The sequence below is a fragment of the Streptomyces sp. TSRI0107 genome (genome assembly GCF_001905845.1).
Classification (GTDB): Bacteria; Actinomycetota; Actinomycetes; order Streptomycetales; family Streptomycetaceae; genus Streptomyces.
The window spans coordinates 266,637-278,974 of sequence record NZ_LIVZ01000009.1 but is presented as its reverse complement, the minus strand read 5'-3'; the positions used below and the strand labels follow the sequence as shown (position 1 = coordinate 278,974).

Sequence of the window (12,338 nt, the reverse complement as noted above, 5' to 3'; positions counted from 1 at the left end):
TCAGTACGGCGCCCGGAAGTTGATGTACCCCAGCAGCACGATCACGGCGGCCACGCAGCCGAGGACGACCGCCGTCGACACCCACGACGACCGCCGGGGAGTCCTGGGCTCCGGGTCGGCGCGGAACGGCACCGGCCCGGGCGGGTTGTCCTTCCACCGCGCGGCGAGCATCCGGGCCCGAGCCGAGGGCTCCTTGTGCTCGGCGTCGTCCGCCCACCGCAGGTCGAACTCCCGCTTCTCGTCGCCCTGTTCGGACATCCCCGTCTCCCCGTCGCCACGACCACATCGCTCGAACAGCCGTACAGCAGAACCATACGGCGGCGCCCCCGCCCTGAGAAACGCGATACAGGGGCGGGGGCGCCGGACGACCGGAAGGGCTAAGGCAAGGACGGCAGTTGGCCACTTGGCGTGCCCGATGGGTCGGCACGGTCCCTGCGACTCTCCCGGCTACGCTCGCACGGGAACGCTCCGCAGCACGTGGCTGCGGAGCGTTTCCTAGCGCCTAGTGGTGTCTAGTCGACTGCCTGCCCGTCGCCCGTGCCGCCCCTGCAGGTCCCGGTGCCGGGGTTGGCCGGGTTGGGGGTCCAATCGACCGTTCCGCCGCCGTCGACGCACTCACCCGGGGTGAGCGCATTGACGGCGCCCTGACTCGGGGTGAGGCTGGTGGCGGTGGCGGTGGCGGCACCTGTGAGGCCGAGTCCGGCGAGGGCTGCCGTGGCGATGCCAGCGGCGAGGATGCGTCGAATACGCATTCGGTTCCCCTTTCGCGGATTGCCTTGATTGGGGCACTAATCAGCTTAATGTTCATCCATGCGGGTGGCACCTCATGGGCCGTTCGGGTGAAGCGGGCGGCCGCGTCGGTCCTGCTGGATGCGGGGAACAACGTCAAGGCCCTGGCTGCGACCAGGCATTTCAAGAGCGACGTGACGACGCGGCCTGAGCAGGCTTGGAAGGCCCGGGGTCAAAAAGCCGTGGGCCGGCCTCCCGCGCTGGGAGAACCGGCCCACGGCCCACAGACGGCCCAGGGGAGCGGTTACCCGCTCCGACCTGGGGCGATATCACACGTCGAAGTAGAGCTCGAACTCGTGCGGGTGCGGACGCAGCTGCAGCGGGGCGATCTCGTTCGCGCGCTTGAAGTCGATCCACGTCTCGATCAGGTCCGGGGTGAACACGTCGCCCTGGAGCAGGAACTCGTGGTCGGCCTCCAGGCGGTCCAGGACCGCGCCGAGGGAGGTCGGGACCTGCGCGACGTTCGCGTGCTCCTCGGGAGCCAGCTCGTACAGGTCCTTGTCGATCGGCTCGGCCGGCTCGATCTTGTTCTTGATGCCGTCCAGGCCCGCGAGGAGCAGCGCCGAGAAGGCCAGGTACGGGTTGCCGGAGGCGTCGGGCGCGCGGAACTCGACGCGCTTGGCCTTCGGGTTCGAACCCGTGATCGGGATACGCATCGCGGCGGAGCGGTTGCGCTGCGAGTACACCAGGTTCACCGGGGCCTCGAAGCCCGGCACCAGACGGTGGTAGGAGTTCACCGTCGGGTTGGTGAAGGCCAGCAGCGACGGGGCGTGCTTGAGGATGCCGCCGATGTAGTAGCGGGCGGTGTCGGACAGGCCGGCGTAGCCCTGCTCGTCGTAGAACAGCGGGTCGCCGTTGCTCCACAGCGACTGGTGGACGTGCATGCCCGAGCCGTTGTCGCCGAAGATCGGCTTCGGCATGAAGGTCGCGGTCTTGCCGTTGCGCCAGGCCACGTTCTTCACGATGTACTTGAAGAGCTGGAGGTCGTCGGCGGCGGCGAGCAGCGTGTTGAACTTGTAGTTGATCTCGGCCTGGCCGGCGGTGCCCACCTCGTGGTGCTGGCGCTCGACCTGCAGACCGGCCTTGGCCAGCTCCAGGGAGATCTCGGCACGCAGGTCGGCGAAGTGGTCGACCGGCGGGGCCGGGAAGTAACCGCCCTTGTAGCGGACCTTGTAACCCCGGTTGTCCTCCAGCGCGCCGGTGTTCCAGGCGCCCGCCTCGGAGTCGATGTGGTAGTAGGCCTCGTTCTCGGCGGTCTTGAAGCGCACGCTGTCGAACACGTAGAACTCGGCCTCGGGGCCGAAGAACGCGGTGTCGGCGATACCGGTGGAGGCGAGGTACGCCTCGGCCTTCTTCGCCACGTTCCGCGGGTCACGGGAGTACTGCTCACCGGTGATCGGGTCGTGGATGAAGAAGTTGATGTTGACCGTCTTGTCGCGGCGGAACGGGTCCACGCGCGCGGTCGAGAGGTCGGCGCGGAGCGCCATGTCGGACTCGTGGATGGCCTGGAAGCCGCGGATCGAGGACCCGTCGAAGGCCAGCTCCTCGTCCGGGTCGAACGCCGCAGCCGGAATGGTGAAGTGCTGCATGACGCCCGGCAGGTCGCAGAAGCGGACGTCGATGAACTTGACGTCCTCGTCCGCGATGAACTTCTTGGCCTCGTCGGCGTTCTGGAACATCCAGCTCCTCCTACTCCCGACCATCCCGCCGGGGTGGTAGATCGTTCGTGCGGCCAGTGCGGTGGCACACGCTGCCTCGACCCTAGGGAGGCGGGATTTCTCCGGCGTGACCCATTTGTTTCGCACAAGTTAACCGGCTCGCGTTCCACAGTAGTCCGCATGAGGCCCGGAAACACCCCGGCGTCCTCCGGTCATATACGGGCGCAGTACCGTGTACGGGTGGACAAGAGGCAAGCAATCGGATCATGGCTTTCCGGGCCGCGCGCGGCCATGGAGGAGGCCGGTGCCGACTTCGGATACCGCGGCGAGCAGCTGGGGCTGCCGGAGGACGGGCCCGGCTCCCTCGCCCGCCCCGGACGAAGGCTCGGCGCGCTGGCCGTGGACTGGGGCCTGTGCCTCTTGATCGCATACGGCTTGATCACGGACGGCTACGGCCAGACGACCGGCAACTGGGCGCTGCTGATCTTCCTCGTGATGAGCCTGCTCACCGTCGGCACGCTCGGCTTCACCCCCGGCAAGCGCCTCTTCGGTCTGCGGGTCGCCCACCTGGACACCGGCACCGTCCACCCCGGCCGCGCCGCGCTGCGCACGGTCCTGCTCTGCCTGGCGATCCCGGCCCTGGTCTGGGACCGCGACGGCCGCGGCCTGCACGACCGGCTGGCCCGCACGGTGGAAGTCCGCATCTGACCCGAGTACGACGAAGGGGCGCCCGGAGATCTCCGGGCGCCCCTTCGTCGTAGGAGGGATGTCAGCGGGCCTTCGGGCCGCCCTTCGGCAGGCGCATGCCCTTCGGCATCGGGCCCTTCGGCAGCGGCATGTTGCTCATCAGGTCGCCGAGCGCGCGCAGCCGGTCGTTGGTGGCGGTGACCTGCGGGCCGGTGAGCACCCGGGGGAGCTTCAGCATGGTGGTGCGCAGCTTCTTCAGCTCCACCTGGCCCTCGCCGGTGCCGACGATCAGGTCGTGCACGGGGACGTCCGCGACGATGCGGTTCATCTTCTTCTTCTCGGCGGCCAGCAGGCTCTTCACCCGGTTCGGGTTGCCCTCGGCGACCAGCACGATGCCGGCCTTGCCGACCGCCCGGTGCACCACGTCCTGGCTGCGGTTCATCGCCACCGCGGGGGTGGTCGTCCAGCCCCGGCCGATGTTGTCCAGCACCGCCGCGGCGGCGCCCGGCTGGCCCTCCATCTGCCCGAAGGCGGCCCGCTCGGCCCGGCGTCCGAACACGATCGCCGTCGCGAGGAAGGCGAGCAGGAAGCCCAGGATGCCGAGATAGATGGGGTGACCGATCAAGAAACCGATCGCGAGGAAGACACCGAAGGTGACGATTCCGACAGCCGCGAGTACAAGGCCGATCTTCTTGTCGGCCCTGCGGGTCATCTTGTAGGTCAGAGCGATCTGCTTCAGTCGCCCGGGGTTCGCAGCGTCGTCCGCTGCCGTGTCCTTCCTCGCCATGCCACGAAGTCTACGTGGCTCCGGGAGCGCCTTCGACGGCAGTGCCCCGGCGGTTACCCGGGGAAAGATCAGGAACGGCCGGCGTAGGCCTGTTCGAGGACGCGCTCGGCCTCCACGCGGTCCTTGGCGCGGCGGCGGTCCTCAAGGACCGAGGTCCAGGCGTTGCGGCGGGCCGTGCGCTGGCCGGAGCTCATGAGCAGGGACTCGACCGCACGCAGTGCGTCGGTGAAGGTCGGAAGCGCGGTGGCGCGGACTGGCGCGGCCTGCATGGTGGATCCCCCTAGGGCTCAGCGTGGTTCACGGGGTGTGAAACCAGGGTCACTGACTGGTGTTACCAGGACGTGACCGACCGGTCAAACACGCATGAAGCCCCGATGCCGCCGGATGGCCGAAGAGTTGCCGGGCCCGGAACGCCGTCGCGGCCCCGACCGGGGTCCTCAGCTGGGAGGACGGTCGGGGCCGCGATCACACGGCTACTACTTGCCGGTAACTACTTGTGCGCGAATTCACACACCCTCGGGGCGGCGATCACACGGCCTGCGCGGCGACGTACGTACCGCGCTTCTCGATGGCCATCTGGTACAGCCGGCCGGCCCGGTAGGAGGAGCGGACCAGTGGGCCCGACATCACACCGGAGAAGCCGATCTGCTCGGCCTCCTCCTTCAGCTCCACGAACTCCTGCGGCTTCACCCAGCGCTCCACGGGGTGGTGGCGCACGGACGGGCGCAGGTACTGGGTGATGGTGATCAGCTCGCAGCCCGCGTCGTGCAGCTGCCGCAGCGCCTCGCCGACCTCCTCGCGGGTCTCGCCCATGCCGAGGATCAGGTTCGACTTGGTCACCAGGCCGTAGTCGCGTGCGGCGGTGATGACCTTCAGGGAGCGCTCGTAGCGGAAGCCGGGGCGGATCCGCTTGAAGATCCGCGGGACGGTCTCGACGTTGTGCGCGAAGACCTCCGGACGGGAGGAGAAGACCTCCTCCAGCTGCTCCGGGACCGCGTTGAAGTCGGGGGCCAGCAGCTCGACCTTGGTGCGCCCGCTCTCACGGGCGGCGGTCTGCGCGTGGATCTGGCGCACGGTCTCCGCGTACAGCCAGGCGCCGCCGTCCTCCAGGTCGTCGCGGGCGACGCCGGTGATGGTGGCGTAGTTCAGGTCCATCGTCACCACGGACTCGCCGACCCGGCGGGGCTCGTCGCGGTCCAGGGCCTCGGGCTTGCCGGTGTCGATCTGGCAGAAGTCGCAGCGCCGGGTGCACTGGTCGCCGCCGATGAGGAACGTGGCCTCGCGGTCCTCCCAGCACTCGTAGATGTTGGGACAGCCGGCTTCCTGGCAGACCGTGTGCAGGCCCTCGCTCTTCACGAGGTTCTGCATCTTCGTGTACTCGGGGCCCATTTTCGCCCGGGTCTTGATCCACTCGGGCTTGCGCTCGATGGGGGTCTGGCTGTTCCGGACCTCCAGGCGCAGCATCTTGCGTCCGTCGGGTGCGACTGCGGACACGACCGGCTCCCTAGCGTTGATTCTTCGGCGCCCTCAAGGGTACGCCCGTGTATTCGATGGCCCTCCGACCGGGCCAACCCCCTGCGACCGGGCCAACCCGTGCCGGGCGGGGCCCATTCCCTATGCGGGAGTCTTCTCGATCACCCTCGGCTTCAGGTCCGCGTTCTCCAGCACGTCCCGCAGGTGGCGCTCGACGACCGGCAGCACCTCGTCGATGGTCACGTCCCGGCCCAGTTCGTTGGCGAGCGAGGTGACCCCGGCGTCCCGGATGCCGCACGGGATGATCCGGTCGAACCAGGCGTTGTCCGGGTTCACGTTGAACGAGAAGCCGTGCATGGTGACGCCCTTGGCGACCCGGATGCCGATCGCCGCGATCTTGCGGTCCTCGCGTCGCTGGCCGGCGTTGGACGGGGCGTACTCGGGGCCGTTGAGCCGGGGGTCGAACTCGTCGTCGGTCAGCCGCGGGTCGAAGTCCAGGGACAGCCCGCCGAGCGCCGGCCGCTGCTCCACCGGGTCGCCCAGCACCCACACCCCGCTGCGTCCCTCGACCCGGGTGGTCTGCACGCCGAACTCGGCGCAGGTGCGGATCAGCGCCTCCTCCAGGCGGCGGACGTGCGCGACCACGTCCACCGGGCGGGGCAGCTTCTGGATCGGGTAGCCCACTATCTGTCCCGGGCCGTGCCAGGTGATCTTGCCGCCGCGGTCCACGTCGATGACGGGGGTGCCGTCGAGGGGCCGCTCGCTGGGCTCGGTGCGCCGGCCGGCCGTGTAGACCGGCGGGTGCTCCAGCAGCAGCACGGTGTCCGGGACCCGGTCCTCGAAGCGCGCCGCGTGCACCCGGCGCTGCTCGTCCCAGGCCTCCTGGTAGTCGACGGCCTCGGCACCGAATCCCATACGGACGAACCGCAACTCACTCACGGCAAGCGCCTCCCTAGAAGGTCGTAAGGCGTGAAACGCGCCTACGTCACTGTACGACCGTCGGCCGCGCGTCAGCCTCGGGGGCAATCCTCACACGATCGGATGAATGAACGTGGAAGTGTGCGATCGGGTGCTTACTCTCCGCTACATTCGCGCCGTTCACAAGGCCATAAGGGCTGCTCACAGGCAGTCCGGGCAATTCGGAAGCCCGGAGGCAGGAGATCGCACCGCAGATGACGGAACGACCCGCGCAGCGCACCCCCAACCGACAGCTCGCCGCGCTCATCGCAGAAGCGGGGTTCTCCAACGCAGGTCTGGCCCGTCGAGTGGACCAGCTCGGCCTCGAGCACGGGCTCGATCTCAGATACGACAAGACATCCGTCACCCGCTGGCTGCGCGGCCAGCAGCCCAGAGGCACCACGCCCGCCCTGATCGCCGAGGTGTTCACCCGACGCCTCGGGCGCCGGCTCACCGCCCAGGACCTGGGCCTGGACGCCTGCGCACCCGTCTACGCGGGACTGGAGTTCGCGGCCGGCCCCGAGGAGGCCGTCGACATCGTCAGCGGCCTGTGGCGCAAGGACTCCGGCAGCCACGCCGAACTGCGCAAGATCGCCTTCACCCCGGCGGGCCTGGTCGTGCCGAGCCGGGACTGGCTGATCGGCCGCGCCGACGAGCGGGTCGCCCGCGGCACGGAGCCCGTGCCCAAGCTCCCGGCCGGCCTGGAGCAGGGCAACCTCCCCAGGATCCCCGCGCAGGGCCGCCCCGGGGTACCCCGGCAGCGCGGTGTCGACCGGGGCCCCGGCCACCGGGTCACCGGCGGTGACATCGCCGCGCTGCGCTCGGTCGCCGACCTGTTCCGCACCCTCGACGACGCCTACGGCGGCGGGCACGCCCGGCAGGCGCTGGTGCGCTATCTGGAGCACGAGTGCGAGCCGATGCTGCGCGGCACCTACGGCGAGCAGACCGGCCGCCGGCTGTTCGCCGCCGCCGCCGACCTCACCCGGCTCGCGGGCTGGACGTCGTACGACATCGCCGCGCACGGCCTCGCCCAGCGGTACTTCGTACAGGCGCTGCGGCTGTCGCAGGCGGCCGGGGACCGGCCGTACGGCGCCTACGTGCTCGTCACCATGAGCCGCCAGGCCGTCTACCTGGGACACGGGCGGGAGGCCGTGCAGCTGGCGCGGGTCGCCCAGCAGGGCGTCGGCGGCTCGGCGCCGCCGGCCGTACAGGCGCTGCTGCACGCCGCCGAGGCGCGCGGGCACGGCGTCCTGGGGGAGGTGCGGGCCTGCACCGCCTCCCTGGTCCGCGCCGAGCGGGCTCTGGAGGCCGCCCGGGCCGGGGACGAGGTCCCGCACTGGGCGCGCACCTTCGACGAGGCGCAGCTCGCCGACGAGTTCGGCCACTGCCACCGCGACCTCCAGCAGTTCCGCGCCGCCGCCCAGCACGCCGAGCGCTCCCTGCAGCTGCGGGCCCCGTCCTTCGCCCGCAGCCGCCTGTTCTGCCGGGTGGTCCTCGCCACCGCCCGCCTCGGCCTCGGCGAACTCGACCAGGCCTGCGCGCTGGCCGCCGAGGCGGCCGGGCAGGCGGCCGAGATGCGGTCGGTGCGGGCGGTGGAGTACGTCAAGGACTTCGAGCGACGACTGGAGCCGTACAAGGACGCCGCGCCCGTGCGCAGCTACCGGGACAAGGTGGCGGCGGCACTGGGCTGACCCCGCACGCCCCCGGGCGGCCTGATCCTCACGCCGCCCGGGCCGTCGGGCTCGGGTCCGCCGTGTGCATCGAGCCCGCCGCGCCCAGGTCGGCCAGGATCGCCGCCGAGGCGCGGTGGCCCGAGTGCAGGGCGCCCTGGACGGTGCTGGAGTCCCGGTGGTCGCCGCACACGTACAGCCCGGCCAGCAGCCGTACCGGCCGCCGCAGATCGTGCGGTGCCCGCATCGCGGGCACCGCCTCGGCGGTGCGGTGCACGGCCAGGGTCTCCCAGCGTGCCGTGGACGTGCCGTAGAGGCGGGCGAGGTGCATGCGTACGGCGGTGTCCACGTCGTCCGGCGGGGAGCCGAGGACCGTCGAGGAGATCAGCGTCCGGCCCGCCGGGGCCCGGCTCGGGTCCACCGCGCTCATCACCGCCGTGTGCGCCACCGGCCCGCCCCGGTCGGAGTCCAGCAGCAGTGCCGCGCCGGTCGCCGGGGGCGCGTCGGTGGTGTGGTGCACCACGGTCACCGGGTGGAAGTCCGGCACCCGCAGGCCCGGCAGCAGCTCGGCCGCGCTGCGCGCGTCGGTGGCCAGCAGCACCGCCCGGCAGCGGAACTCGCCGTGCTCGGCGGTGGTCACCGAGGTCGTGGAGACCGAGGTGACCCGCACCCCGGTGTGCACGCTCCCGGGCGGCAGGGCGCGGGCCAGCAGCTCCGGCAGCACCTCGGCGCCGCCCTCCGGCACGGCCATCCGCCCGGCGGCGAACGCCCGCAGCGCCAGATCGGCGCACCGGCTGGAGGTGGTCAGCTCCGGATCGCACAGCAGCGCGGCGAGCAGCGGCCGCAGGAAGCCGTCGACGGTCCGCGCGGGCAGGCCCCGGGCGGCCAGCGCCTGCCCGGCGGGCTGCTCCGGGCGGGCCAGCAGCCGTTCCATCGGGGTGCCCGCGATGCGGGCGAGCGCGCTGCCGAGCCGGGCCTGGTCGACGGCTCCGCCGACCGGGGCCGTGGGCCGGTTCCTGGGCGGGGGCACGGCGCTCCCCCGGCCGCGTCCCGGAGTCGCCCGGGGGGCGCTCGCTAGGGCGCGCACGGCATTGAGTGCGCCCCTCGCGCTCCGTCCGTGCACCGGGGTGCCCGCCCGGTGCCGGCGGCCGTCGCTGTGCAGCAGGACGCCCGGGGCGAACAGCCGCAGCGCGAGCGCGTCGAGCCCCGGGGTCAGGCGTAGTTCCGGATACGACGTGAACAGCAGCTGTCCGACGCGGTCGAGCCGGAATCCGTCGACCTTCTCGGTCGACATCCGCCCGCCCACACCTGGGCCGGCCTCCAGGACCGTGGTCGTCACTCCTGCATGGGCCAGCCGAAGCGCCGCGGAGAGACCGGCGACCCCGGCTCCCACCACGACGACATCCGCCTGAAACGCGGGCTCAAGCACGTGCCCCTCCTCGAGGTTGCGCGGCCGGTGGAGACCTGATGCCCCCAACGGGCTCCGGGGATACCCGAGTTCGCGTCGAGGTTAGGCCCGCGATCGGTCAGGTGCAGTCGCGCATCGACAGGGCACGGTCGCACGGCGGTCGCATACGGTCGGGCCGCCCCGTTCTCACAGTGCCGCGCGGATCGCGTCCTCGATCCCGGGGAACGCGAACCGGAACCCGGACTCCGACAGCCGCTTCGGCAGCACCCGCTGACTGCCCAGCACATCCCCCGCCATCTCGCCCAGCACCGCCCGCAGCACCGGCGCCGGCACCGCGAACACCGCCGGCCGGTGCAGCACCCGGCCCATCGCCGCGCTGATCTCACGGTTCGTCAGCGGCTCGGGCGCGGTCAGGTTGAACGGCCCGGACAGATCCTCCCGGTCCAGCAGATGCCGCAGCGCGGCCACCTCGTCGTGCAGCGCGATGTACGACCAGTACTGCCGCCCGCCGCCGATCGGCCCCCCGAGACCCGCCTTGAACAGCGGGAAGAGCCGCCCCCAGGCGCCGCCCTCCCGGGCCACCACCAGGCCCGTGCGGGCGAACACCGTCCGGACGCCCGCCTCCCGCGCCGGTGCCGCGGCCGCCTCCCACTCCACGCACAGCTCCGGCAGGAACCCGGCACCCGGCGGGGCGTCCTCGTCGACCGCGCGGCCGCCGGTGTCGCCGTAGAGGCCGATCGCGCTGCCGTTCAGGAAGACCCGCGGCGGCCGGTCCAGCGCGGCGACGGCCCGCGCGAGGGCCGCCGTGCCGTCCACCCGGCTGGAGCGGATCAGCGCCTTGTACTCCTCGGTCCAGCGGCGGTCGCCCACCCCCGCGCCCGCCAGGTTCACCACGGCGTCGCACCCGGCGAGCACCGCCGGGTCCACCCGCCGCCGTTCCGGCTCCCAGCGCGCCTCGTCGGCGGACCGGGGCATGCGGCGCACCAGCCGCACCACGTCGTGCCCGTCCGCGACCAGGGAACGTACCAGGGCGCCGCCGATGAGACCGGACGCGCCGGCCACCGCGATCCTCGAAGGCTGCATGACCTCATCCTGCCCGGCGAGCCGGGAAAACCCCGGTGAGGTAGCGGCATTCCCCACGTAAGGTGACCGGCATGTCTGAGCCGTTCCTACGCGTCGCCCGTCCCGAGGACGAGGAGCAACTGCGCCACCTGGACCACACGACCTGGTCCTACCTGCACGCCGTCACCGCCCGCCCGGCGCCCGACGAGCCCTTCTTCCGCGACACCTGCGGCCCCGCCGACCACCTGGTCGCCGAACTCGACGGCCGGGTCGTCGGTTACGTCCGCCTCGGGTTCCCCACCCCGCTGCCCTCCAACGCGCACGTCCGGCAGATCCGCGGCCTCGCCGTCGCCGACGAGGCCCGCGGCAAGGGCGTCGGACGGGCCCTGGTCCGCGCCGCCGTCGAGGAGGCCCGCAGCGGCGGCTTCCGCCGGATCACCCTGCGCGTGCTGGGCCACAACACCCGGGCCCGCGCCCTGTACGAGTCGGAGGGCTTCGTCGTCGAGGGCGTACAGCCGGAGGAGTTCTGCCTCGACGGCACCTACGCCGACGACGTGCTCATGGGGCGGAAGCTGACCTGACGCCCCCGATTGCCCCCGACGGTCCCCGACCTCTACGAGGTGACCAGCTCGCCCGTGTCCACCGGCGTCGTCGTCCGCGCGGCCCGCGCCGCGTCGCCCGCGACCTCCTCCGCCGTCAGGACGTAGCCCGTCTCGGCGTCGGAGGTGGACCGGGCGAACACCACCCCGTACACCCGGCCCTCGGTGGTCAGCAGCGGCCCGCCGGAGTTCCCCGGGCGGACCATGGAGCGGATCGAGTAGATCTCCCGGGTCACCGACTCGTCGTTGTAGATGTTCTGGCCCGTCGCCCGCACCCGGTTCGCGACCGTCGCCGCCTGCAGGTCCAGGCCGCCGTCCTGCGGATACCCGGCGACCACCGCGGCGTCCCCGCGATCCGCGTCGTCGTCGAAGCGCAGCACCGGGGCGCGCAGGTCCGGCACGTGCAGCACCGCCACGTCCTTCTCGGGGTCGAACAGCACCACCCGCGCCTCGTACGCCGGGCCGATCCCGCCCACCCGCACGGTCGGCTCGTCGATGCCCGCCACCACGTGCGCGTTGGTCATCACCCGCTCCGCCGCGAACACGAACCCGCTGCCCTCGCGGCCCTGGGTGCCCGCGACGCCCTCCACCTTCACCGTGCTGCGCTGGGCGGCGGTCGTGGCGGCCACCGTGACACTGTCCCCGGAAGGCCGCGCGATCTCGGCCGTCGACTCGTTCTCGAACGGGTTGAAGACCTGCGGGAAGCCCGCCTCGGCCAGCGCCGACGTGGCCCGCGAGAACCAGGCGGGCGTGGTGTCCGGCATCGCCTGCTGCACCGCCCCCAGCAGCCGCGAGTCGCGGATCGCCGCCGACAGCATGGTCGACGAGGACGCCGCCAGCACGCTCGCCGCCACCCACGCCACGATCAGCACGGCCGCCGTGTTCGCCACCGCCCCGCCGACGCCGTCCGCCACCCTGAGCGGCCCCCACGACAGCTCCCGCCGCACCCGCAGCGCCAGCCGCCCCGCCAGTTCGTGGCCCACCGCCGCCGGCACCAGCACGGTGAGCACCGCGGTGACCGTGGCCGCCGTGGAACCCGGCGTCACCAGGTCCATCACCCAGGGCAGCACCCAGACGCCGATCGCCGCGCCGCCCACGAACCCGGCCAGCGAGACACAGCCGGCCACCAGTCCGCGCCGGTAGCCGGAGCCGGCGTAGACCAGGATCGCCAGCACCAGGAGGATGTCGAGGAGGTCCACCAAGCCGCCTTTCTCTCGGTTCCCATATACGCGGGGAACGGGCCCAGTG

Annotated in this window: 13 protein-coding genes; 3 read left to right on the top strand and 10 right to left on the bottom strand. The window is 72.0% G+C overall.

Annotated features, from left to right (window positions below; translation table 11 throughout):
• From AMK31_RS25505 to glnA, 3 genes are all read right to left on the bottom strand, one after another.
• On the bottom strand, nt 1-258 hold the full coding sequence (locus AMK31_RS25505) for an SCO2583/SCO2584 N-terminal domain-containing protein (RefSeq protein WP_073942971.1): 258 nt from the start codon (nt 256-258) through the stop codon (nt 1-3).
• Nucleotides 259-512: 254 nt separating this feature from the next.
• A complete protein-coding gene (locus AMK31_RS25500; RefSeq protein ID WP_073942970.1) occupies nt 513-752 on the bottom strand; it encodes a hypothetical protein in 240 nt (79 codons plus the stop codon).
• A 306-nt stretch (nt 753-1,058) separates the two neighbouring features.
• Complete coding sequence (gene glnA, locus AMK31_RS25495; protein WP_073942969.1) at nt 1,059-2,468, bottom strand: type I glutamate--ammonia ligase; 1,410 nt, start codon at nt 2,466-2,468, stop codon at nt 1,059-1,061.
• A 219-nt stretch (nt 2,469-2,687) separates the two neighbouring features.
• On the opposite strand from glnA, the gene AMK31_RS25490 reads away from it, so the two are divergent.
• Nucleotides 2,688-3,155: an RDD family protein gene (locus AMK31_RS25490; RefSeq protein WP_073942968.1), complete on the top strand. Its 468-nt coding sequence runs from the start codon at nt 2,688-2,690 to the stop codon at nt 3,153-3,155.
• Between the two features lie 61 nt (nt 3,156-3,216).
• Here the strand turns inward: AMK31_RS25490 and AMK31_RS25485 are convergent, their stop codons facing one another.
• The 4 genes from AMK31_RS25485 to lipB all read right to left on the bottom strand — a co-directional run bounded on the left by AMK31_RS25485 (nt 3,217) and on the right by lipB (nt 6,333).
• Entirely contained in the window at nt 3,217-3,921 is a 705-nt protein-coding gene (locus tag AMK31_RS25485) for a DUF4191 domain-containing protein (protein ID WP_073942967.1), read from the bottom strand.
• Between the two features lie 68 nt (nt 3,922-3,989).
• Entirely contained in the window at nt 3,990-4,190 is a 201-nt protein-coding gene (locus AMK31_RS25480; RefSeq protein WP_073942966.1) for an SCO2195 family GlnR-regulated protein, read from the bottom strand.
• A 259-nt stretch (nt 4,191-4,449) separates the two neighbouring features.
• Nucleotides 4,450-5,415 carry a lipoyl synthase gene (gene lipA / locus AMK31_RS25475; RefSeq protein WP_073942965.1) on the bottom strand — a complete coding sequence of 322 codons (966 nt, stop codon included), beginning with the start codon at nt 5,413-5,415 and terminating at the stop codon, nt 4,450-4,452.
• Between the two features lie 120 nt (nt 5,416-5,535).
• A complete protein-coding gene (gene lipB, locus AMK31_RS25470) occupies nt 5,536-6,333 on the bottom strand; it encodes a lipoyl(octanoyl) transferase LipB (RefSeq protein WP_073942964.1) in 798 nt (265 codons plus the stop codon).
• 233 nt (nt 6,334-6,566) lie between these two features.
• On the opposite strand from lipB, the gene AMK31_RS25465 reads away from it, so the two are divergent.
• A complete protein-coding gene (locus AMK31_RS25465) occupies nt 6,567-8,042 on the top strand; it encodes a regulator (protein ID WP_073942963.1) in 1,476 nt (491 codons plus the stop codon).
• 28 nt (nt 8,043-8,070) lie between these two features.
• Here the strand turns inward: AMK31_RS25465 and AMK31_RS25460 are convergent, their stop codons facing one another.
• Both AMK31_RS25460 and AMK31_RS25455 read right to left on the bottom strand, forming a co-directional pair.
• A complete protein-coding gene (locus AMK31_RS25460; RefSeq protein ID WP_073942962.1) occupies nt 8,071-9,450 on the bottom strand; it encodes an NAD(P)/FAD-dependent oxidoreductase in 1,380 nt (459 codons plus the stop codon).
• A gap of 165 nt (nt 9,451-9,615) precedes the next feature.
• Entirely contained in the window at nt 9,616-10,512 is an 897-nt protein-coding gene (locus tag AMK31_RS25455; RefSeq protein WP_073942961.1) for a TIGR01777 family oxidoreductase, read from the bottom strand.
• A gap of 71 nt (nt 10,513-10,583) precedes the next feature.
• Here AMK31_RS25455 and AMK31_RS25450 point away from each other — a divergent pair, with 71 nt between their 5' ends.
• The gene (locus AMK31_RS25450) at nt 10,584-11,072 is read left to right on the top strand and encodes a GNAT family N-acetyltransferase (protein WP_073942960.1); all 489 of its coding nucleotides are present in this window, start codon (nt 10,584-10,586) and stop codon (nt 11,070-11,072) included.
• A 32-nt stretch (nt 11,073-11,104) separates the two neighbouring features.
• Here AMK31_RS25450 and AMK31_RS25445 read toward each other — a convergent pair whose 3' ends face one another.
• A complete protein-coding gene (locus AMK31_RS25445) occupies nt 11,105-12,289 on the bottom strand; it encodes a MarP family serine protease (protein ID WP_073943053.1) in 1,185 nt (394 codons plus the stop codon).
• Between the last annotated feature and the right edge of the window lie 49 nt (nt 12,290-12,338).

Coding starts and splice junctions, on each gene's coding strand:
- AMK31_RS25505 (WP_073942971.1), bottom strand. CDS start 258: ATGTCCGAACAGGGCGACGAGAAGCGGGAGTTCGACCTGCGGTGGGCG.
- AMK31_RS25500 (WP_073942970.1), bottom strand. CDS start 752: ATGCGTATTCGACGCATCCTCGCCGCTGGCATCGCCACGGCAGCCCTC.
- glnA (WP_073942969.1), bottom strand. CDS start 2,468: ATGTTCCAGAACGCCGACGAGGCCAAGAAGTTCATCGCGGACGAGGAC.
- AMK31_RS25485 (WP_073942967.1), bottom strand. CDS start 3,921: ATGGCGAGGAAGGACACGGCAGCGGACGACGCTGCGAACCCCGGGCGA.
- AMK31_RS25480 (WP_073942966.1), bottom strand. CDS start 4,190: ATGCAGGCCGCGCCAGTCCGCGCCACCGCGCTTCCGACCTTCACCGAC.
- AMK31_RS25465 (WP_073942963.1), top strand. CDS start 6,567: ATGACGGAACGACCCGCGCAGCGCACCCCCAACCGACAGCTCGCCGCG.
- AMK31_RS25455 (WP_073942961.1), bottom strand. CDS start 10,512: ATGCAGCCTTCGAGGATCGCGGTGGCCGGCGCGTCCGGTCTCATCGGC.
- AMK31_RS25450 (WP_073942960.1), top strand. CDS start 10,584: ATGTCTGAGCCGTTCCTACGCGTCGCCCGTCCCGAGGACGAGGAGCAA.